18 protein-coding genes are annotated in these 22,808 nt (G+C 39.8%); 11 read left to right on the top strand and 7 right to left on the bottom strand.

Translation table 11 applies throughout. The annotated features are described in order from the left end of the window. Positions 1-280: 280 nt before the first annotated feature. The gene (hrpB, locus tag ADHAQ_RS0107470) at positions 281-2,830 is read left to right on the top strand and encodes an ATP-dependent helicase HrpB (RefSeq protein ID WP_051359777.1); all 2,550 of its coding nucleotides are present in this window, start codon (positions 281-283) and stop codon (positions 2,828-2,830) included. Positions 2,831-3,009: 179 nt separating this feature from the next. Here the strand turns inward: hrpB and ADHAQ_RS24880 are convergent, their stop codons facing one another. After that, a complete protein-coding gene (locus ADHAQ_RS24880; protein ID WP_034256666.1) occupies positions 3,010-3,204 on the bottom strand; it encodes a hypothetical protein in 195 nt (64 codons plus the stop codon). Positions 3,205-3,592: 388 nt separating this feature from the next. Here ADHAQ_RS24880 and ADHAQ_RS0107460 point away from each other — a divergent pair, with 388 nt between their 5' ends. The 3 genes from ADHAQ_RS0107460 (at position 3,593) to ADHAQ_RS0107450 (ending at position 6,768) form a co-directional block, all read left to right on the top strand. Beyond that, positions 3,593-5,098 (top strand): trypsin-like peptidase domain-containing protein, encoded by a 1,506-nt coding sequence (locus tag ADHAQ_RS0107460; protein ID WP_026462402.1) that lies wholly within the window; start codon positions 3,593-3,595, stop codon positions 5,096-5,098. Between the two features lie 392 nt (positions 5,099-5,490). Next, positions 5,491-6,384, top strand: a complete 894-nt coding sequence (locus ADHAQ_RS0107455; protein WP_026462401.1) for an aldo/keto reductase — start codon at positions 5,491-5,493, stop codon at positions 6,382-6,384. Continuing rightward, positions 6,385-6,768, top strand: coding sequence for a DoxX family protein (locus ADHAQ_RS0107450; RefSeq protein WP_026462400.1), 384 nt, complete (start codon positions 6,385-6,387; stop codon positions 6,766-6,768). 58 nt (positions 6,769-6,826) lie between these two features. Here ADHAQ_RS0107450 and ADHAQ_RS24875 read toward each other — a convergent pair whose 3' ends face one another. Together ADHAQ_RS24875 and ADHAQ_RS24870 are read right to left on the bottom strand one after the other, a co-directional pair. Further along, positions 6,827-7,696 carry an MBL fold metallo-hydrolase gene (locus ADHAQ_RS24875; RefSeq protein WP_071781099.1) on the bottom strand — a complete coding sequence of 290 codons (870 nt, stop codon included), beginning with the start codon at positions 7,694-7,696 and terminating at the stop codon, positions 6,827-6,829. Between the two features lie 179 nt (positions 7,697-7,875). Further along, the gene (locus ADHAQ_RS24870; RefSeq protein ID WP_051359776.1) at positions 7,876-8,871 is read right to left on the bottom strand and encodes a pseudouridine synthase; all 996 of its coding nucleotides are present in this window, start codon (positions 8,869-8,871) and stop codon (positions 7,876-7,878) included. Between the two features lie 256 nt (positions 8,872-9,127). Here ADHAQ_RS24870 and ADHAQ_RS0107435 point away from each other — a divergent pair, with 256 nt between their 5' ends. Further along, positions 9,128-9,676, top strand: a complete 549-nt coding sequence (locus tag ADHAQ_RS0107435) for a GreA/GreB family elongation factor (RefSeq protein ID WP_026462399.1) — start codon at positions 9,128-9,130, stop codon at positions 9,674-9,676. A 10-nt stretch (positions 9,677-9,686) separates the two neighbouring features. Here the strand turns inward: ADHAQ_RS0107435 and ADHAQ_RS0107430 are convergent, their stop codons facing one another. From ADHAQ_RS0107430 to ADHAQ_RS0107420, 3 genes are all read right to left on the bottom strand, one after another. After that, entirely contained in the window at positions 9,687-10,076 is a 390-nt protein-coding gene (locus tag ADHAQ_RS0107430; protein WP_157433368.1) for a hypothetical protein, read from the bottom strand. Between the two features lie 351 nt (positions 10,077-10,427). After that, on the bottom strand, positions 10,428-11,222 hold the full coding sequence (locus tag ADHAQ_RS24865) for a DUF4382 domain-containing protein (RefSeq protein WP_034256665.1): 795 nt from the start codon (positions 11,220-11,222) through the stop codon (positions 10,428-10,430). A gap of 235 nt (positions 11,223-11,457) precedes the next feature. Then, positions 11,458-14,502 (bottom strand): AsmA-like C-terminal region-containing protein, encoded by a 3,045-nt coding sequence (locus ADHAQ_RS0107420; protein WP_026462397.1) that lies wholly within the window; start codon positions 14,500-14,502, stop codon positions 11,458-11,460. Between the two features lie 148 nt (positions 14,503-14,650). On the opposite strand from ADHAQ_RS0107420, the gene ADHAQ_RS0107415 reads away from it, so the two are divergent. Together ADHAQ_RS0107415 and gldJ are read left to right on the top strand one after the other, a co-directional pair. Continuing rightward, on the top strand, positions 14,651-15,694 hold the full coding sequence (locus ADHAQ_RS0107415) for a PorP/SprF family type IX secretion system membrane protein (RefSeq protein WP_051359775.1): 1,044 nt from the start codon (positions 14,651-14,653) through the stop codon (positions 15,692-15,694). Between the two features lie 71 nt (positions 15,695-15,765). Continuing rightward, on the top strand, positions 15,766-17,013 hold the full coding sequence (gene gldJ, locus ADHAQ_RS0107410; RefSeq protein ID WP_026462395.1) for a gliding motility lipoprotein GldJ: 1,248 nt from the start codon (positions 15,766-15,768) through the stop codon (positions 17,011-17,013). Positions 17,014-17,089: 76 nt separating this feature from the next. On the opposite strand, the gene ADHAQ_RS0107405 is transcribed toward gldJ, so the two are convergent. After that, positions 17,090-17,797 (bottom strand): ComF family protein, encoded by a 708-nt coding sequence (locus tag ADHAQ_RS0107405; RefSeq protein WP_034256664.1) that lies wholly within the window; start codon positions 17,795-17,797, stop codon positions 17,090-17,092. 63 nt (positions 17,798-17,860) lie between these two features. Between ADHAQ_RS0107405 and ADHAQ_RS0107400 the strand changes: the two genes are divergently transcribed. The 4 genes from ADHAQ_RS0107400 to ADHAQ_RS0107385 all read left to right on the top strand — a co-directional run bounded on the left by ADHAQ_RS0107400 (position 17,861) and on the right by ADHAQ_RS0107385 (position 22,779). Next, positions 17,861-18,202 carry a carboxymuconolactone decarboxylase family protein gene (locus ADHAQ_RS0107400; RefSeq protein ID WP_026462393.1) on the top strand — a complete coding sequence of 114 codons (342 nt, stop codon included), beginning with the start codon at positions 17,861-17,863 and terminating at the stop codon, positions 18,200-18,202. 2 nt (positions 18,203-18,204) lie between these two features. After that, positions 18,205-18,552, top strand: coding sequence for a hypothetical protein (locus ADHAQ_RS0107395; protein ID WP_026462392.1), 348 nt, complete (start codon positions 18,205-18,207; stop codon positions 18,550-18,552). Further along, a complete protein-coding gene (locus ADHAQ_RS0107390; protein ID WP_026462391.1) occupies positions 18,553-19,314 on the top strand; it encodes an exodeoxyribonuclease III in 762 nt (253 codons plus the stop codon). It begins immediately after the preceding gene. 144 nt (positions 19,315-19,458) lie between these two features. Further along, positions 19,459-22,779 carry a DUF4175 family protein gene (locus ADHAQ_RS0107385; RefSeq protein ID WP_026462390.1) on the top strand — a complete coding sequence of 1,107 codons (3,321 nt, stop codon included), beginning with the start codon at positions 19,459-19,461 and terminating at the stop codon, positions 22,777-22,779. Positions 22,780-22,808: the final 29 nt, after the last annotated feature.

The raw sequence follows: 22,808 nt of genomic DNA, 5'->3' as shown, positions 1-22,808 counted from the left end.
CAGCTCTTTCTGTTAATTAACTAATTGAATTTAAATTGATTCCTTATCCCGATCCTCTACCCGAACGCCCTTATTTCCCTTCTATGAAGTTGTCAGGGTAGGCGTTTGTGCCTTTATAACTAAATAAATAAGTATTTCCCTTACAACAAGTATTATATTCTACACTTCTGCACTTTCGGAGATAGCTAAAGTTTACTATTTTATGTAAGTAAGCTTTACCTAAATACTTGTAAATTTTACCCCTACCTAATTTCAGAAACAATTCCGAACTTTGTGGTACATGTCAGCCACTACTAATATTTTGCAAAAATTACCCCCATTACCCGTAAAGGAGGCGCTGCCGCGGTTATTACAAGCCTTGGAAGCAAGTACGCGTGTTGTATTGGAAGCTCCTCCCGGAGCCGGAAAAACAACCTTAATACCCCTGGCCTTACTTGATGCATCCTGGCGTAATAATGGGAAAATATTAGTACTGGAACCAAGGCGGTTGGCCGCACGTGCCTCCGCCCAACGAATGGCTGACTTAATGGAGGAAGCCGTTGGACAGACAATTGGTTACCGGGTACGGCTGGAGAATGTAGTTTCTAATAATACCAAGGTAGAAGTAGTAACCGAAGGTATTCTGACCCGCCTGCTACAAGACGACCCAGCCCTGGAAGGCATTGCGGCTATTATTTTTGATGAATTTCACGAACGAAGCCTGAACGCTGATTTAGGCTTGGCTTTAGCGCTGGATGCCCAGGCGGTACTAAGGCCTGATTTACGGTTGCTGGTGATGAGTGCTACTCTGGATGCTACTGCTATTGGCAACTGGTTAGAAGCACCGGTAATCCGGAGTGAAGGCCGGATGTACCCGATAGAAACAATCTACTTATCACCTGCAGACATGGCCGCAGCCGGTAAATTTCCGGCAGAACGATTAATCAACCTGGTACCCAAAACTATTCGAAAAGCTTTGGAGCAGGAATCAGAAGGGGATGTGCTGGTTTTTTTGCCCGGACTAGGTGAAATGCGTAAAGTTGCGCAAAGCCTGGAAGGCAAACTTTTTCCGCATACTAATTTACATTTACTTCACGGCGAATTAACACTTACCCAACAGCATGCCGCTATTCAGCCGGCACCAAAAGGAATACGAAAAGTAGTATTAGCTACCAGTATTGCGGAAACCAGTTTAACTATTGAAGGCGTTAAAATAGTAATTGATGGTGGTTTAGCGCGCGTTCCTAAATATATTCCCCGCACCGGCCTTACTACCTTAGCCACCGTTCCGGTTTCCCAGGCCGCCGCCGACCAAAGACGGGGTAGGGCTGGCCGTTTGGGTCCCGGAATATGCTACCGTCTCTGGTCTCAGGCAGATCAGTTACAATTACCGGCCCGGCAAGATCCGGAAATTTGTGAAGCTGACTTAACCAGTCTTGCTTTGGAGTTGGCTATTTGGGGAGTAAAAGAGGCTAATTCGCTTAAATGGCTCGATAATCCACCCGCTGCAGCTTTAGCTTTGGCCAAAGATTTACTCCAGCGGCTCGAAGCAATAGATGCATCTGGTAATGCCACAGCCCATGGCAAAGCTTTGGCTGCGTTAGGGCTCCATCCCCGTTTAGGACACTTGGTAATACGGGGCCACGACTTAAATTTAGGTTCAACTGCCTGCGCACTGGCCGCCTTACTTGCCGAACGTGACATTTTAAAATCAATAGAAATTAACCGCTCCAAAACCTTACCAGACCTGCACCTACGGCTGGAAATGGTAGCCGGTAAACGGCCACTTACCCCCGGTTATAGTACAGATGAAGCTACGTTGCGCCGGGTACGGGAGCAAGCGCGTGCTTTAAGGCAACGCTTAAGAGAATCTGATAAACCAATTAATGTTGATGCCACAGGTTTACTTACTGCTCTGGCCTTTCCCGAAAGAATTGCTCAGCGGGAGACAAATGGCCGGATTCGTTTGATCTCAGGCCAACGGGCTACTTTGCCTACAGAATTATTTTCCGAAGCTGAATTTTATGGGGTAGCTCATCTGGAGTTAGGCAATCAGCCACGGGTATTATTAGCAGCCCCCATAACAAAAAACGAGATACTGAATCATTTTGTCGGTCAGACAGAAAAAGTTCAGGAAGTAAGGTGGGATACTGCTACCGAACGCGTTATAACTCGACAAATTACCCGCTTGGGGGCTTTACTTTTAGAAGAAGGCAATATTGCTAAACCTGATCCGGAACTGGTAGCGCAAGCTTTGTTGCAGGCACTGCAGGAAAAAGGCGTTGACCGCTTACCGTGGTCAGAGGAAGCAAATCGAACCCGCCAACGCTTGGCTTTTTTGCATAACCTGGAGCCAGAACGCTGGCCAGATGTTTCACATGAAACCTTAACTTCTTCTTTATCAGAATGGCTGGTTCCACATTTAGCAGGCTTACGTTCTCTGGACCAGGTTGCCAAACTAGATCTGAACGAAATATTACTAGCAGATTTATCATGGGAACAACGGCAGGAAATGGACCGGTTAGCGCCAACCTACCTGGAGGTACCCAGCGGATCGCGCATTGCATTAGATTATTCGGATAGTAAGGCTCCTGTTTTGGCGGTGCGTTTACAGGAAGTATTTGGCCTGCTGGATACCCCTCGTATAGGAGGCGGAAAAGTACCTTTACTAATACATCTGCTTTCGCCGGCATCCAGACCTGTACAAGTTACCCGCGATTTGCGAAGCTTCTGGACTTCCGGTTATTTTGAGGTTCGTAAAGACCTTCGTGGTCGCTACCCAAAACACTTCTGGCCCGAAGATCCCCTAGCAGCTGTACCAACCAGGGGCACCAAGAAGCGGCCAGGTTAAAAGTAAAATCAGTAATAACTTATAGTAAAGACAAATAATTAGATAGAATTAGCGGAAAATGATTGTTAAGGTAAACCATACTCACGAAAACACCTGCAATATTATTCTTGGGCCTTAGCTAAGCTACCTATATAAACAGCCATAGTCGTTATATCTATGACTGTTTATTCTTTACTATCTTACTTTTTCTTTCCAAGAACAAGTCCATAAATAAAGAGCCCAATGCCAGCGGCACATAATAAATATTGCTTCTGGGAGGTTGTTAATTTATTATAGGCTTGTAAACCAAAGTTGGCAGGATCCTCAAAAGCTCTATGAACATTATCAGGTTCAGTTACAAAAGCTAAAAACTCATTTTTAATATTATTTTCCATTGCTCCTAAAGGTTATTTTTTCCCAAGGTACGTGCTAAGTTTGTTACTGTTTTAAAATTATATTAAATCCTGTAACTAATTTACAAATTAACCTCTTTACCGTTTGTGCATTTGGTAAAATTCATCAACAAGGCTTTAATCCATACGTACCTCCTAAATACCAAAGCATATTTCAATGTATTTGCCTAAAAATCTAAAGCAATTAACTTGTAAAAGTTGGCACCTGTTGTTGATAAAACCAATTTATATTACTTTAGCAGGCAAAAAATAAGGTTAATAAAAGAAATAAAACTGTAAATAAAACGTCTGATTTTATTTTGCCTGAGTACAAGAAATAAGGCTTTTAAGCATTTATTCTGAAGGTGAAAATTACTTAACTATAAGTTCTATGAAAAAAGTAGGTTTTGCAGTATTCATTGCTTTGGTATCAGCAATATTAGCAATTGCCGGTTACAAGTACTTTGAAAACAGGAACAGTCCTTATTATTATACCGCCCAAGATCGACAAGTATCGTTTGTAAATGATCCGCCACCTGCTAATTCTTCGGCAGGAAACATAGACTTTGTGCAGGCGGCGAGCCGGGTAAGCCCGGCAGTGGTACACATTAAAACTACTTATCAGAATGTTTCTGCTAGCTCCGGTGATCCCTTCGAGGATTTGTTTGGTTCGCCCCGGTCCCGCGGAACGGCCATGGGTTCAGGCTCAGGCGTACTGATTACCCCAAACGGCTACATTGTTACTAATAACCACGTAATTGAAAATGCCTCTGAAATGGAGGTTATTCTACCAGATAAAAGAAATTTTAAAGCTAAACTGGTAGGCCGTGACCCTAATACCGATTTGGCATTAATTAAAGTGGAAGGGCAGAATTTACCTATAGTAGAATTAGGAACTTCTGATAATGTACAAGTAGGGGAGTGGGTTTTAGCAGTTGGTTATCCCTTATCGCTTAACTCTACTGTTACGGCCGGCATTGTAAGTGCAAAAGGACGCAGCATTGGTATTTTAAATCAGCAACGGGATAGAGGCTACGGCGACGAACAACCAGCCGGATCAGCTATCGAATCTTTTATTCAGACAGATGCCGCCATTAACCCCGGTAATAGTGGAGGAGCTTTGGTGAATGCCGCTGGCCAGTTAATCGGAATTAATGCCGCTATTGCCTCGCAAACCGGAAGTTATGCAGGTTATGGTTTTGCTATTCCGGTAGATTTGGTAAAAAAAATAGTTAGCGATTTTAGAAAATATGGCGAAGTAAAACGAGGCTATTTAGGAGTTACTTTCCCGGCTCCTTCTGTAGAAGATCAGTTACTACGTGAGCAAGGCATAGATCCGGCTTCCATTAATGGGGTTTACATAACCGGCGTACTGGCTAGTAGCGGAGCGGCAGCAGCCGGTTTAAAAACAGGCGATATTATAAAAAGTATCAATGGTGCAAAGGTTACCTCATCGGCAGAGTTTTCAGAAAGAATAGCCCGCCACCGCCCCGGCGATAAAGTAGAATTAACCTATTTGAGAGGTAATAAAACAGCTTCTACTACAGTTACCCTGAAAGGAGAGGAATCTGCAAATAGTGCCTTGGCTGATACTAATAAATCTGGTAAGGGCTTAAATGCCAAGCTGGGTGCTTCGTTTGCACCAGTACCCAATAATATCAAGCAACGTTACCGGATAAATTCAGGTGTTGTAATAACCGAATTACAGCGAGGAAGCTTTTTCCAATCGGCTGGCATTCCTACAGGAACTATAATAACCCGCGTAAATGGTCGGCCAGTAAATAGCCTGGCGGAGCTAGATACAGCCCTTGCAGCTTCTCAGAGTGGTATGATTCGCTTAGATGGCATTACACCAGATGGTACTACATTTATGCTTAACTTCCCGCTTGGTGCTTAATAATTTAAAAAGGCCCTTATAAAGGTTGGTATAACCTGCTGAATTTAACTAAACAGGTAAAAGCATTTTCTGATTGAAATTAACCTCAATTGGAAGATGCTTTTATCTTTATTTAATAACTATAAAGAGAAGCTATTCTTATAATTGGTATTTAGCGCAACTTTATAATTTTAATGAAAGAATGGCTAATTATGTTTTTCTATAAAATATTTATAAGCGATTAGTTCAGCTATTTAGTAAGTGATGTAGACAGAGCTAAAATTTTACCAGTGGTGGCTTCCGTTTTAACGGAAAGATTAAGTACTCCTACTCAAAAATTTTTTTTGCGTATGGATTACCTGATTCGCACATTTTCGCCATTATAGCATTGAAAAGTAAAGACTAAATTTATTATGCAAAAAATCTATTTAAGTGATTCCGGACCAAAGGTGTCGCCTGCTATTTACAGTTTCCATAGGTGGGATAACGAATTAAATAATACAGAAGCCACCATGGAAAAAATTGTAAGCCTTTGCTTAGAATTAGGAATAAATACCTTTGACCATGCAGATATATATGGAGATTACCAGACAGAAGAATTGTTTGGCAAAATCATTAGTCAAAAAGCTTTTAAGCGAGAAGATTTAGTTCTTTTTACAAAATGTGGCCTGCGTATTCCGCATCCAAGTCAGCCAAACGTACGGGTAAAACATTACGACACTACCAAAGAGCACATTTTGCGGAGTGTCGAAAATTCATTACGTAAATTAAAAACCGACTACATCGATATCTTTTTATTGAACTACCTGGACCCCATCTCTAACTTAGAAGAAACAGCTATTACGCTGCGGCAACTAAAAGACTCGGGCAAGGTTAAAAACATAGGCGTAGCTAATTTTTCTGTTTTCCAGCACCAATTACTAGCTTCTTACTTAAACATCCCCATTGTAACCAATCATATTGAGCTGAACTTATTAAATACCTCTGCTTTAGATAATGGCCAGGTAGATTACATTAAGCAACGGTACATGCGGCCATTAGCGTCCAGCCCATTAGCAGACGGAAGAATTGCTGATGGCATGGATGAGTTAGCAGCGAAGGTGCGGAATAAATTACAGGAAATCAGCCAGAAGTATAATAGTGATATTGAATCGTTAGCGGTGGCCTGGCTTATTAAATTAGGAGCTTTGCCTTTGATTGGTACCAAAAATGAGCAACGGCTCCGAAATGCGGCTAATGCCTTTAACCTTGATCTGGATAATCAGGACTGGTACGAGCTTTATAACCTTTGCTGTTTAAATAGATAATTGCCTTTATCTAAACAAAATATATCTCCTTACCTGATGGGGATTTTGTACGTAGGAGCAGGAGTCAATCATTTTATTAATCCGGATTTTTACAAACCTATAATGCCGGCCTATTTGCCGGCACCATTATTCCTTATTTATCTAAGTGGTGCTGCTGAAATTTTGGCGGGTATAGGTGTGCTATTTGAACCTACCCGCCGCATGGGTGCCTGGTTAACCATAGCCATTTTATTAGCTGTATTTCCGGCAAACATTCAAATGGCAATTGATTATGGCCGTACCCAGCACCCAGGTTTCATCCTAAGTTTACTGCGATTACCTATTCAATTTTTATTGATTTATTGGGCCTGGACACTTACTAAAACCAGTAAATCAAAGAAGTAAACCATTCCTGCTAAAAAATAACAGGAAGTAAGATCACCAATTTTTACAGTTATTTCAATTAGAATAAAGAATACTGCATCGGATCTACCTTTGGTCTTTTTGGCTTTTTACTTGCTTTAACTATTACTGGCTCTACAATAGGCCTAGTTACAGCATACCCAGAAGTAGTAATGGTATAAACCGGCGTTTCTGCATACCGGGAAGCTACTACAACTTCGGTATTAGCAGCATGCAAAGTAAATAATTCCTTTACCAGTTTAGGGCAATTGTTTTCTTTGGATAAATGCGCTAACAATAGGTGGCTCATAAAATCCGGCTTATACGTCAGAAATAAATCCAGCGCCTGTTTGTTAGATAAATGGCCTTTATTGCCCCGAATCCGGCGCTTTAAGTGAAGCGGATAGTAACCCTGTTCCAATAAATCATCATCATAGTTTGTTTCTAAAAAGGCGGCGTGGCATTGGCTAAAATGCCGGATCAGGTGCTTGCAGGAAGAGCCTATATCGGTAAAAACGCCAACGTTTATTCCTTCATAACTAATTACAAAACTATGTGGGTCGGCGGCATCATGAAATTTTGGAAACCCATTTATAGAAAGCTCACCGATTTTTACTGGCTCATACGCCTGAAAAGGAAAAATAGAAATACCTTCCCAAGTTAACCTAATATTGTGGCGGGTATCTGGCGTAATATAAACCGGTAAATTATATTTTTTAGCTAATACAGGTATGCCACTTATATGATCGGAATGCTCGTGGGAAACAAAAATAGCTTTAACCTTCTCCATGGTTAAACCTAGCCGACCCATTCGCTTTTCAGTTTCCCGGCACGATAATCCAACATCTACTAATACTGCTTCCTGCTTATTGCCTACATAATAGCAGTTGCCATTACTACCAGAATTTAACGAGGTAATATATAATTCCATTCCAGTACAAAGAAACCAGAATTAAAGCAATAAATCAACTAGAACAAAAATGAGTTTTCTATTTCAATTCTTACATCTACTTGTTTAAATAACCAGTTAGTATATAATAAGCTATCTATATATTAACCTTTATTTAACAAAAGTTAAGTATTGTATTTTACTAATATTACAAATAAAAACTACCGCTTACCTTTAGAAGGACCTTTGCCCCGGTCTCTGCCTTTACTAGGTGCATTGCCGCGAGAACCAGGGCTACCACCGGTGCTGGATTTCTTCCTGCCACCTCTTAACTCTTTACTTTTAGGGTTAAAATTAGGTACTGCCTTTGCATTTATTCCACGGCTACTAGTAATACGAGCTGCCCGGCCGGGTGCAGCTTTAGGCCGCGAAGATGCCTCTTTAGAAGATAGAAGATCGTCATCCTGATAATTAATAAAATCATCTTTTCCGGTACTTGCTGTCTTGATTTTACCCGACAAAATGCTTTTTAGCGATTGTACTTCCGCTTCGGTCATAACCCGCCACATACCTATTGCCAGGTTACCCGGAGTAAAATCTGCAACCCGCACCCGGTTTAAGTGTACAACCCGATAACCTGAATCTTCTACTAATTTTTTTAAATGATGATTGGTGCCAGGCTCCAGCACAATCCGGAAACGATTTGTGCCTTCTTTTTTAACGAAATTTTTCGCTCTGCTAGCTCCGGCTGTTGGAAAGCTTCCTTCGCTTATTTTTGTCAGGAAATCCGGAGTAATAAATTTATCTACCGTTACCAGGTATTCTTTTTCAAATTTATTGTCACCTTTGGTCATTCTGTTCACCAGCTCGGTATCGTTGCTCAGAAACATTAGTCCTTCCGCTTCCCGATCTAAAAAGCCAATAGGCAGCAAAGCAGCCGGATAGTTTAGCGCCTGGATAATGTTGTTTCGTACCGTAAGGTTGGTGGTGGTGGCAATGCCAATTGGTTTATTAAACAGCAGGAAAACCGTTGGCTCATGCCGGACGGTTAATGTCTGGTCGTCTATCCTAACTTTATCTTTATCTGTTATTTGGGTGCCGGGTTCCGGCAATTTTCCATTCACGGTTACCCGACCTTGCTCAATTAGTTTATCAGCTTCGCGACGGGAACAAAAACCTGAATCGCTTATATATTTATTTAATCTTTTTGGTTCCATAACTTTAAAGGCTTACCACCAATCCGTTTAAGTTTAGATTGGTTGCCTAATATTAACGCAAGTACGAGGTAAAAAGTAGAATATGAAAATGGCTTGGGAATAATATTTAAAGGTAAACCCAGAAGAAATGAAGGAATTGATGGCTGATTAAGTTCAATCCCTTTAAAATCAGTTCTCTTAAAAAGTCAAAGTCACGCTAATGTATTTGTTGCTGAACCGAATAACAAGGCATCTACCTTTTGCGTTAAAAATAACTATGAGCCGAGCTTTTGTAAAAGAAGATGATGCCGGGGAACCACCCATTATACCACCCCGGCCTGCCTTACCTCCAGCAACACCTAATTACGTAACACCGCGAGGATTAGAACTTTTAAGGGCGGAGCTTACAGCTTTGGAAGCCGAACGCACCCGAATAGAGGTAAATCGGGAAGATGAGGCAAACCGAACCCGGCAGCTTTCTATTATAAATAACCAGCTAAGTGCACTTACCAGCCGTATTGCCAGTGCCAAGGTAGTAGATTTACAAAAGCAACCTGCCGATGAAGTACGGTTTGGAGCAATCGTCAGGCTTAAAACAATCAGCGGAGGTAAGCCGGGTTCCGAAAAACAATTTACGATTGTTGGTGTAGATGAAGCCTCCGTTGCAGCAGGTCGTATTGCCTTTATAGCACCCATTGCACGTGCCATACAAGGAGCACGCTTACATGATCTAGTTACGTTACAGTTAGGGCGAAACCAGGAAGTGGTAAAAGTTATTGATATAATCTATAAAAGCAGCCTAACCAATTCAGATAAAGATCAATAAGTTGAATTCTCTATTCTGTAACTACTTTAACTACAACTTCACGGCTCGAAACAACCTGCAGCTGAAAGCAATAGCGTTTATGATTGTTTTCATCCACTAAATTAACTTCAATGATCTTGTTGTATAAATAAACAGGAACAAACTGAATCAGTTCTTTTTCATACTCCTCAGTTTTGTGATGTAATTTAGTAATTCGTTGTTCTGTTTTGGTTATTTCAGCTTCGTGGCTTAAGGCTTGGTTTAGCTCATCCCACGTAATGGTTGAAGCCGTGGTTTTAGGCTGATTACTTTTTAATACCTGAAGTTTTTCTTGTTCTCCTTTAAGTACCGATGTTAGTTTAACAAAGGTTAGCAATTGATGTGCGAGCGTTTTCTCAGATGAGGGTTTAAAAGGGACCATGTAATAAATTTTGCTTATTAGGCTCTTACGAAAATAGGTAATACATATGTTTTAAAATGTATGTCCTGCCTTTCCATTTCAATCCTAAAACCTGAATAAACAAAATAATATATCACATAAATAATTGGGGAGATGTATACCAGAATACTGCCTATAATATTCAAATTTAACCAGTTAACTATATCATCTAGTGCCCGACATAAATAACCCAAAATCTGCAATAAAATTATTTAGAGCTTGCCCTAACCTCTCAGTCTTAATTAAAAAATTAAACTTAATACAGCAGCATAGTTCTCTAAAAAGAAAGGAGCCTTAAGCAAGCTCCTTTCTTTTTATCTCTTTACTTTTTATTTAGTTAAGGTTTACGATACCTACATCCGTTATATCTTCATTGGTAACTACCACCGTTCTGGTATCTTTTAATTTGTAGGGCGCAACCGAGCTAAATTCTACTGTGTAAGTACCCGCACTTATTCCTTTTAACAGAAAATCACCGGTAGTTGCATCTGAAAATCCTCCAGCTATGGTGTCGTTGGCAGCCGTTAAAACTAAAATGCCTGGTCGGGCTGCCGCAGGATTTATTTTACCCCTAATGCCACCTTTAACAGCCGTAGTTATGGTGCGAATAACTGGTTTTAGGTTATACTGACCACTGTTGCCGCGTTTTACAATAGATTTAGCCGCATCAAAATCTAACAATATTTCATATGTTACATCTGGCTTTAGCTCCTGATTTACCTGCAATTTCAAACCCGAAGATTGTCCGCTAGGTGTATTTAAATTTACGGTTTGGCCATTTCTTAAAACAAGCGTGTTATTATTACCTAATTTCAGCCTTATCTGACCTATTTTACCAGCTGGTAGTTCGGCACTAGCTAAAAGCATATTTCTACCATTAGATAAATTCAATAGATTTATAATGCCTCTGTTTACCATATTTAAGGTTTGCCAACCTGTTCCATTATCCTGATTTTCATTATGTATCTCCACCCCAACTACATCTACATTCACAGCAGCATAATCGCCGGGAGCATCGGTTAAATGTATATTTAGCTTAGCGGAACCATTATTGTCTTTCGAGTTATCACAAGAAGTAAACCCCAGTAAGGCCGCAAACGCAAAGGGCACCAAAAATTTTAATTTCATATGATTTAATATAGGATGAGTAATTTATTTAAACCAAAGCTAACACGACAACATGAAGAACAGATGAAGCCCGGTATAGCTAAAAATTTTTATATCTTCGATTATAGATATCTACTCATTATAATTACCGACTGTTTTACTAGTAGCGTACAAACCATAAAAAAACCACACCTTTTTAGTAGGTGTGGTTCCTGGCATATTTTGTTTGCTCCCAAAGAATAAGTATTGGGTTATTTTATTTACTCGCAGCGGTATCAGGTTTTGTTGAAGGCTCCGGAGCAGGAGCAGGTTCGGTTGCGGCAGGCTTTTTAGTTTTATTATTTAATATGGTATTTAATTTATTACGGGCCTGATTTTTAAGATTTTCTTCCGCTTGCTTTTGCTTGGCATCCAGTTCAGCTTTTAACCTCGCTTCTGTCTCCAAACGCTTTTTATCTAATTCAACTCTTAAACTATCTTGAATAGATTGCTTTTTAATTTCCAGTTTTGTTTTGGCATCTTCCAGTTTACTGGCCACCATATTTTTTACCATATCAGTGGCCTGAGCTTTAGCACTGCCACCAGCTAAGGAAACTTTAGGATCGGTTAAGGTGCCACCCACATTTAAATTTAAAGTTATGCGATCGGTTCCCTTTATATCTTTCAGGCCGGTAAAAGAGGTAAGTTTGGCAGTAAGGGCATCTCCAACTTTACCTGTTGGTACATCCAGGGCAGTTACATAAGCAATTTTGCCATCAATGTTATTGGTGCCGCCAATGGTCATCTTTATGTCTTTCACATTAATATCAAATGGCTTTATTACTAAATTACCACCCACTATCTCAGCTCCAAAATCTCTATTTTCAACTACAAAGTTTTTTACCTCAGAAAAATTAGTTAGTTGGCTGATTCTATTCAGCACTTGCATATTGGTAACAATGGCTTTTACTACTTCAACTACACCTTTCCCGGTTAAGGTACTGTAAATTGGCATCATGTTTTGGCCCAGCTCTCCGGTAAAATTAAAATTAGTAGAAAACTGTCCATCCAGTAAATGAGCAATAGGCGCTAAAGCTTTAACGGTATTAAAAGCATTATAAGCGGCTTTAAAATCCAGGTTGTCGATATCTAAACCAAAGGAAAAGAGCGGGTGCGCCAGATTCTGCGTATTGTAAGAACCGGTGGTTACAAATTTTCCGCCTAACGTATTAAAGGCCACACTTTCGAGGCGGGCTATTTTATCTTTTAAAAGGACTTTCCCTTTTAAATTTTCTAATTTCAGGTTGCTATACAGGACTTGTTTTACCGAAGTATTTAAAGTAAAATCTATATTCTCCGGGACTGCTACAACTCCCTCGGAGGCTGATTGGGTTGGCTCACCCGAATATTCATCTACCATCCACTCATTTACATCAAACCGGTTAGAATTTAAATTCATGTTACCCTGCAAGGCTTGATTTTGAGAGAATAAATAACCCATGTAATTAGAAATGGTACCATCTACCTGCACATCACTTTTGCCAATGTTTCCGTTCAGGTGCTGCACCAAAATTTTATCATTATTAAAAGTAGTTTGAGCACTCGCTATTTTCATGCCTTGTGGCAAATCTTTGCTAACAAAATTCAGGTTAGTTACCTGCATGGTACCACTAGAGGTAATATTGGTATATTTACCGGCATCAATATCCGTCATTTTACCCTTGGTAGCTACATCGGCTACTATACGCCCGGAAAGGGTCATGCCTTCCAGCGGAAATATTTTCGTGATTTTAGTTAAATCCAGCACCCCTTTAATTTTAGCATCAAAAGCGGGTTTATCTATATCCTGTATAGTTACCCGCCCTTCCAGTGGCTCGCCATCCAACAACATGTTAAACCGGTCGATTACAATTCGGGTATCATCGGTATTGCCGGTTGTATTGCTAATAGTAGAGGCCATAGTTAAATTTTGGATAGGAGCCGGAAAATCTTTCGATTTAATAAAAGCATTTGCCAGGTTAAGGCGTGCACTTACCACCGGCATCTGGGTTTTACTGTAGGTTCCTTTGGCATTGCCATCTACATATAAAAGTCCGCGTAGCGTCATGCCCTCTACCGGGAAAACTTTGGTTATTTCAGCCAGATCAATATTAGCTTTCACATTACCATCCACCTGCATAGGCTCTAACCCGTTTATTATGGCTTTGGCATCTACCGGGTTTTTACCTAAGTCAAGGTGAAATTTATTAATTTGGATTTGCGTGTTATTTACATTGCCATCCGCATTAGCTATTTTAATAGCTACATTTATGTTAGTAGCTGCCTGGGGCAAATCCGGATATTTGAAACGGCCATTAGTAACCTGTAAATTAATTCCAAAACCGGGCAGCAAAACTTCATCGAAGCGCCCTTTCACGTAGCCGTTAAAAGCCATGTTCCCATCGGTATCAATATCCTTAAACTTTTCGGTAAACATACCCGGCACTAAAGAGAGTATATTTTTAAAATTGGTTTCGGCGGCTTTAAAAGTTAAATCCAAATCAATTGCTTCTGCGGGCATGGTAATAGAGCCGGCAAAACCAAAAGGAAAATCATTTATTCTAATCTGGTTTTCTTTAAAGGTGTACTGTGTTTTATTCAAATCCATGGCCAGGGTTACATTAGCATCCAGCCGGTCTTTTTCCAGGTAATTTATTCCGGCATAATTCATGGTAAAGCCATCCGCTGTTGTCTGCGACTGCATATCAAATACATTCTTGGTAAAATCGCCGCTACCACTGTGGTTTACGTGCTGGGCTTTCACGCTAAATGAAATGCTTAAATCTTCATAAGCTAATGTACCGTTTTCTATTTTCCAGCCTTTTATAGCCATATTAAAGTGGCTGGTATCGGTATCAGCAGTAGGTTGGGCTGTTGTATCGGGTATAAAAATATCCCAGTTAGCTTTTCCGCCTTTTAAAACTTTAAGCTTTATTTTAGGATTTTGGAGCTGAACCGATTTAATCTTCAGTTCATTTCCCTTTACGACACTCATAAGATCCAGCCCCATAGAAAATTTAGGTAAAGCTGCTAACGTATCGCGGTGAAAAGAATCTAAGCCAATAACCGTTAAATTATTTACTGTAAGCGACAGATTAGGAAAGTTTCGGAATACACTCAGGTTTACATCCTCCGATTTGTAAATTACTTTGGCTGCAATATTCTTTTCTATTTGTTTATCCAGCACCTGTTTTACTTTATCTTTAAAAAGGAAAGGTAAAACAGCCAAAACAACCAGTAAAACAACAATAAAAGCTATGATTCCAGTTAATACTTTTTTCATAATTACTATATAAACTATATTTGAAAGCGAAAATATTCAAGATTTATTGTCTGATTTGTTAAGTCTTAAATATTTGCCGGAATAACTATACCGGAAAGTCCGGCTGGCACGTTTTATACGGAAAAGGATACATAAATTAATTAGCTGTTTGTCTGCTATTTCCCGCAATATTATTTTAGTGGTTAAAAGAATTGGTATCCTTTTCCTGTTAGTATTCGGGCTATGGCTAAAAGGGGTGGCGCAAGACTTGCATTTTTCCCAACAGTACGCTAACAGGTTACATCTGAACCCGGCCTATGCCGGCATTCATGCCGATTACAGCGCTGTTCTTACGCATCGGAATCAATGGCCTAGTTTGAACGGAGCTTTTATTACTAACCAATTTGCGGGCTATTACCGGTTAAAAAATGAGAGAACAACCGCCGGCTTGGTTATATCTACTGATAAAGCTGGGTCTACGGGTTTTACAAAACACCAACTAGGCGGCATATATGCCTATCAATCCAATATTAATGAAAAGCTGGCTTTTAGTGCCGGTATGCAGTTATCGTATGGTTCGCAACGCGTAGATTATGGAGCCCTTACTTTTGGTGATCAATTAAACGAAGATGGTACTGTAAATGAAACATCTTTAGAGCGTAACGTATATGATCCGGCCCGTTATGTAAGCGTAGAAGCTGGTGGCCTGATTTATAGTAATAATTTTTGGGTAAGTTTTGCTGGCTATCATTTAAATCAACCAAACATTGGGTTTGATTACACCAGCAAATTACCAGCTAAAGTTATTCTGAATGGGGGGTATAAGTTTGTTCTGGATAAATATTATTACCTGAACAAACCTTATGAATGGAGCATTTCACCCAGCCTAACCTACACGCACCAGGGGCCGTTTAAAAAAACTGATATAGGCGTATATACTACATACACGCCTGTTACGTTTGGAGTTTTATATAGAGGATTACCCTTTTTAAGTAATTACTCGTATGATCAATCACTTGTTGTTATAGCCGGGATAGTTTTTGACCCCATAAAGATTGGCTATAGCTATGACGTACCTTTATCTGGTTTTGGAGCCAGAACTAGGGGAGCACATGAAATATCATTATCTTTTGAAAGGATAGATTACAATAAAATATTTAAAAAACGAGTTTCTGGAAAAAATTATAAACGGATAGCTTGTCCATCATTCTGACTTTTAGTAATATTGCAGTTAATGCCGTATTGTTTTTATTTTTCTACAAAACAGGTAATGAATAAACTTTTATGAATTTTTTAAAGTATGTAACGTACGCTGCCGCAGGGATCTTATTTTTAAGTTCCTGTAATAAGAACAGCAATCCAACCAGTGCCCGTCCAGGAGACACAAGTACAAAAACTGGTTTAGCTTATAATGAGGAAGAAGGATTCCAGGTAGCTGATTACGAAGCACTTCAAGAAGGCCCGGGCCTTATTTTTATAGAAGGAGGTCGTACTACATTAGGATCTAGTGAAGAAGACGTAGCCATGACGCGTGATAATATTGAACGCACGGTTACGGTAGCCTCTTTTTTCATGGATGAAACTGAAGTAGCTAATATTCACTGGCTGGAGTACCTGATGTACATCAAACGTGACTCTTCTGAAGAATTTTACCGTTCTGCTTTACCAGACACTACCGTTTGGGAAAAAGAGCTTTCTTTTAACGACCCTTACAAACAATATTATTTACGCTACCCAGGTTTCCGCTATTATCCGGTAGTAGGAGTTAGCTGGGAACAAGCTAATGACTATTGTTTATGGCGTACAGCTAAAGTTAATGAAAACTTAGCTCAAAATGGTGGCTCAAATGGTGGCGGTTTAAGAGGTTTATTTGGCAGAAGAAAAAGAGGCGCAGCCGAAACACCTGCAGAAGGTGGCGGAGCTTCTATTGAATCTGGTTTACGGTTACCAAACTACCGGCTACCAACTGAAGCTGAATGGGAATATGCTGCTCAGGCCATGATTGGTACTCAATTAGACGAAGATGAAAACCAGGCTAACAGACGTATTTATCCGTGGGATGGTCACCAACTGCGTAATCCATACGGCAAAAAACAAGGTCAGTTCTTAGCTAACTTTAAGCGGGGCCGTGGCGATTATGCTGGTATTGCCGGTAGCTTGAATGATGGTGCCATGATTACAGAATATATTTACGCATACCCGCCAAATGATTTTGGTTTGTATAACATGGCTGGTAACGTAAACGAATGGGTAGTAGACGTATACCGTCCGCTTTCTTTCCAGGACGTGGAAGATTTAAACCCAGTGCGCCATAAAGGTGGTTTCAGCGATCCAGCCACTGATTATGCTTCTGGCCCCGAAGGTGGATTTCAATCTTTGATTACTGACGAAGTTCGTGTATATAAAGGTGGTTCATGGAAAGATGTAGCTTACTGGTTAGTACCTGGTACCCGCCGGTTCATGACCCAGGACTCTGCTACAGCAACTATTGGTTTCCGTTGTGCCATGATCAACACTGGCTCTAACCGGTAGTCAATTATTACTATTTAAAATAACAACTTTATTTATAAAAAGCCTGAATGGTTACATTCAGGCTTTTGCTTTTTAATTAAGCTGCTGCAATAGCCCCCACACTTACCTCTGCACTTCCGGCTTCCAATAACGTTACCGCGCAGGCTTCTAAGGTGGCTCCAGTGGTCAGTACATCATCAACCAATAAAACCTTTTTTCCTTTAACTTGCTCCGCGTCCATTACTTTAAAGGCTTTACTTACATTTTCCCATCGTTCTGGCCGGGTCTTGTTTGTTTGAGAGGAGGTATTTAGGGTTCTAATTAATATAGCTTCTGAACACGGAACTCCTAAAGCATTGGCTAAGCCTTTTGCAAAACTTGCCGACTGGTTATAACCTCTCTTTTGTTGCTTTTTAGGATGTAAGGGCACCGGCAGTATCATATCGAAGGCCGTAGTATAGGCAGCCTCCTTTAATTCTTGCCCATACCAATCACCCAGTAGTTCGCCAATAGCCGGTACATTTTTATATTTAAGGGCATGTAACAGATTTTGAACCCGACCAGATTGCTTGAAATATAAATAAGAAAGCACAAATTTTACCGGCACTTTACCCAGGAAACGGTGATGTAGTATATTTTGAGAACTTTCTTTTACCCGGTGTAAGTTAGTATAGGGGAGATGTAGGCGGCATTTGGTACATATTAAATCTTCGCCTTTCACTAAGGAACCTTGACAGGCATAACAATATTCCGGAAAGAGCAATGTAGTAAAATCCTGAAATATATTATTTAAAGTACTTAGCATATTACCTGCGAAAACTTCTCCTTACTTTTATATTTAATTTAAATTTACAAGATTCAAAATAACATGAATAAAGTTCAAGAGTTTAACGATTACCGCAGCCGAATGAATGAAAAAATAATGGCGGCTGATAATAAAGTAATTAAACGCTTTTTTAACCTGGATACCAATGCTTATCAGGAAGGTGCTTTGGATGTTAAAACCAAAGAAATGTTAGGTTTGGCGTGTTCTATGGTGTTACGCTGCGATGATTGTATAAAATACCATTTAGGAAAGTGTCACGAATGCGGGTTAACCGATGAGGAGATTTACGAAGTATTTGCCATTGCTAATTTAATAGGCGGTTCTATTGTTATTCCGCATTTTAGAAGAGCCGTGGAATATTGGGAAGAACTGAAAACGGCTTAAAAGTGGAATTAGAAAATAACGAAAATTTTGAGAACCGCTGGCTCGAGTTGCTGCGGAAGCTACGCGCACAGTTTGGAAAAGAGTTGCATTTAAACGGTATTCTTTTTTTAATTGGCGTGCAGGAATTAGGCAAAGGATTAAGTGAATTTACCAAAGAGCAAAAACAGGATTTAATGCACATAGCTACCTGTAAGTTATTTAGTCTATCCGGATTTTATGAATTTACAGGTTTAGATGATGAAGGCTGGCCGCATTATAAATTAGTTAAACCTATACCACCAGCTAACCTGAAGGAGCAGGACCGCATGCTGAAGTGGCATATTCTGGAATATTTTGATCAAAACGCATAAATGAAAATTATTAGTTATAACGTAAACGGTGTTCGCTCAGCCATTAGTAAAGGATTTATAGATTGGGTAAAAGCAGCTGACCCGGATGTACTATGCTTACAGGAAATAAAATGCGACGAAGCAGCTTTTGATAAGCAGGTATTCGAAAACTTAGGTTACCATAGCTTTATTCATCCGGCCGTAAAAAAAGGCTATAGCGGAGTAGCTACTTTTACCAAACAAAAGCCTGTAAGTGCCTGTATTGGCTGCGGCGAGGAATTGTATGATACAGAAGGGCGGGTATTGCGTGTCGACTTTCCGGAGTATTCTGTCATGAATGTCTACATGCCATCTGGTTCCAGTGGCGATGTACGGCAGGATTTTAAAATGAAATGGCTTGACTTTTTTCTGCAGCACGTAGAAAAAGAAAAACAAACTTTGCCCGGTCTGGTAATTTGCGGCGACTATAATATCTGCCATCAACCTGTAGATATTCATAACCCTAAATCAAATGCCAAGAGTTCAGGTTTTTTGCCTGAAGAGCGGGAGTGGTTCAGCCATTTTTTATCGCATGGCTATGTAGATTCTTTCCGGCACTTTAATGCAGAGCCGCACAACTACACTTGGTGGAGCTACCGGGCTGGTGCCCGCAACAAAAATTTAGGCTGGCGAATTGATTATGCTATTGTAACCGAAAGCCTAAAAGATAAGTTAAAAAGAGCAGCCATTTTACCCGAAGCTAAACACTCTGACCACTGCCCGGTACTGGTGGAATTAGGTTAGAAAAAATTATATCAAAATCCTGATATTTATCGTTTTAGGTAAAATGATTATATTACTGGTCATTCCTGTATTTAGAGTGCTTTTTTATCTAGGCTGCTTTAAATAAACCTTATAACCTTTTGATAATCTTTTACTTATTATAAGATGCGGCAAAACTCAGCGATGGAAGCAGTCTTGCACCAATTGCAGGAATTTAAAAAAAGATTCTACCTGAACTTGTTAGTTAAGGGGCTCATCTTTTCATTAGGATTATTATTATCCTTCTTCCTTATATATACGTTACTGGAGTATTTCTTTTATTTTCCGTATTACGTCAGGGCCTTTTTATTCTTTTCTTTTATTGGCATTTGTTTGTATGCTTTTTTGCGCTGGATTTTTACACCTCTTACAGCATTTGCCAATTTAAAGAAACTGCTAACCGATGAACAAGCAGCACAGCGGGTAGGAAATTATTATCCCGAAATAAAAGACAAGTTATTAAATACCATTCAGCTTCAAGGCATTGGCCTTAATAATGAACTGATTACTGCCAGCATTGAACAAAAATCAGCGCAATTTTCCGGCTTTCATTTTGCGGATAGTATTCGTTTAGGAGAAAATAAACCTTTACTAAAATATGTTTTGGTGCCCATGGCAGTAATGCTAGGTATTGCGCTTATTTACCCGAGTTTATTTGTACAAGGCACCGAACGTATAATTCATTATAAAAAATATTACGCCCCGGAAGCACCATTTACATTTCATGTACAAAATAAAAATTTACAGGCTTTCCAGCACGAGGATTTTACTTTGAAAGTAGAACTGGAAGGTAAAACCATTCCTAAAGAAGTAACCATACTATATAATGGCAGAGAACAAAAGCTGGTACAGGACAAAAATGGCAGCTATTCTTTCACCTTTCAGAAACTACAAAAACCTGTTCAGTTTCAGTTAGCCGGAGGCGGTTTTTACTCAGAGGAGTATAACCTGAATATAATTGCCCGTCCAAACCTGATCGATTTTTTTGTAGATATTACTTACCCAACTTACTTACACAAAGCCACTGAAACCATCCGCAATACCGGAAATTTAAGTGTACCGGAAGGAAGTACCGTTAAATGGAATTTCGAAACAGACGCCACAGAACAACTCTCACTGGATTTTAAAAGTCCTGACCAAACGCTTTCAGCTTCTTCAGATAATAACCTATTTAAAGTTAGTAAGCGGATAGATAAAAGCCAGGAATATGCCGTGAAACTCCGTAACAAGTACAGCTTTAATAAAGATGAAATGAACTTTATGATTAGCAGTATTCCGGATCGTTCACCAGACATAAGCATGGAAAATTTTCAGGATACTGCTACCTTTTCTTATTTGGTTTTAGGTGGCAATATAAACGACGATTATGGTTTAACCCGATTAAACTTACATTACCGCATAGCCAACGATAAAGCTGGCCGCAGCGGAGATTACAAAACCATTCCGCTTCGTTTTGATCCGCAACAGCTAAGCCAGACTTATTATTACCAATGGGATTTGGATAATTTAAAATTAGCTCCCGGGGACCGCTTGGAATATTTTGTACAGGTGTGGGATAATGATGGTGTACACGGATCTAAAAGTGCCCGTACCCATTTATTTGACTTTCAGATACCAACCCGCCGGGATATTGAAAATGAAATAACGGCCAACGCTAAATCGATGCAGGGGCAGCTGAGTAAAACAGCTCAAAAGTCTCAACAAATCCGGCAGGAAATTGAAAAAGCAGAAGAAAAGCTCAAAACAAAAAAAGAACTATCGTGGCAGGATAAAAAGCAGATTGAAGATTTAATGGAGAAGAAAAAGCAGTTAGAAAGCGACATTCAATCCATGAAACAAATGTTTGAGCAGCTAAATAAACAACAGGAGCGATTCAATGAAAAAAGCCCTGAATTAGCCGAGAAAGCGAAGCAGTTACAGGAACTGATGAATCAGTTATTGGATGAGGAAACCAAAAAACTTTACCAGGAGCTGGAAAAATTATTGCAGCAAAACCAGCCTAATGAACGGGAGTTACAGAAGCTAATGGATAAGCTTGATAACAAAGAGAAAAACCTGGAAAAAGAACTAGAAAGAGCTCTGGAATTATTCAAGCAATTACAGCTGGAAAATAAACTGGAGAATACTACTAATAAACTGGATGAACTGGCCAAGGAACAGGAAAAGCTGGCTGAGAAAACGGAGAATAAACAAGCCAACGATCAGCAACTGCAGCAAGAGCAAAAAGATCTGAAAGAGAAATTTGAAGATCTGAAAAAAGATATGCAGGAAATGAAAGAACTGGATAAGCAACTCAACGATCAGTACCAGATGGATGACACCAAAGAACAGGAAAAACAGATCGATAAAGAGATGCAGGACAGCCAGGAGTCGTTAGATAAAGGGCAGAATAAAAAAGCCAGCAAATCACAGAAAAATGCGTCAGAGCAAATGAAACAAATGGCGCAAAAAATGAAACAGAAAATGGAGAGCAGCGAGCAGGAAGAAGCCCAACAGAATCTGGATAATTTACGCGATATTTTAGAAAACTTAATTACGCTTTCGTTTGACCAGGAAGAATTAATGAAATCCTTCCGGGGAGTAAGCCAAAGCGATCCCCGGTTTATACAATTAGGGCAGCAGCAGCTAAAATTAAAAGATGATGCTAAAATTATAGAGGATAGTTTAAATGCTTTAGCTAAAAAAGTGTTTCAGATACAGTCGTTCGTAACGCGGGAGGTGAGCTCCATGAATGATAATATAGCTAATAGTTTACAGCAAATTAAAGAGCGTAACGTAGGCAAAGCTACCGGATACCAGCAGCTAACCATGACTTCTATTAATAATTTAGCGCTGATGCTGAATGATGCTTTAAAACAAATGCAGCAGCAAATGCAACAAATGGCTAAATCTAAGCCTGGATCGGGTAAGAAAAAGAAAGGGAACAAGCCACAACCCGGCGAAATGGGCCAGATGCAGCAAAGTTTAAATGAAAAAATGGAGCAATTGCGAAAAGGTAACCAACAAGGCAAGGGACTATCAGAAGAATTAGCTAAATTGGCGGCCGAACAACAAATGTTGCGGAATGCCCTGAAAGAATTAGAAAAACAAGGTGGTAAAGAAAACCAAGGGCAAGGTTTGGGAAATAAGTTAAACGATTTGGGTAAAATGATGGAACAAACAGAAACCGATCTCGTTAATAAACGACTTACTGAGCAAACCATTATGCGGCAGCGTGAAATACTTACTCGTTTGCTGGAAGCTGAGAAATCAGCGCGGGAACGTGAGTTAGATAACAAACGGGAATCCCGAACAGCATCCGAAAAAACACGTATAATGCCACCGTCGTTAGAGAAGTATCTAAAAACAAAAGAGAAACAAACGGAATTACTAAAAACGGTTACACCTGCTTTTTCTCCGTATTACAAACAGGAAGTGAACGAGTATTTCCAAAGAATTACGAGATAAATTTTAGTGTGACGTATAGCGAAATCTTT

This window comes from Adhaeribacter aquaticus DSM 16391 (assembly GCF_000473365.1).
In the GTDB taxonomy this organism is placed as follows: domain Bacteria; phylum Bacteroidota; class Bacteroidia; order Cytophagales; family Hymenobacteraceae; genus Adhaeribacter; species Adhaeribacter aquaticus.
This window is presented reverse-complemented; position numbering and strand designations above follow the sequence as displayed.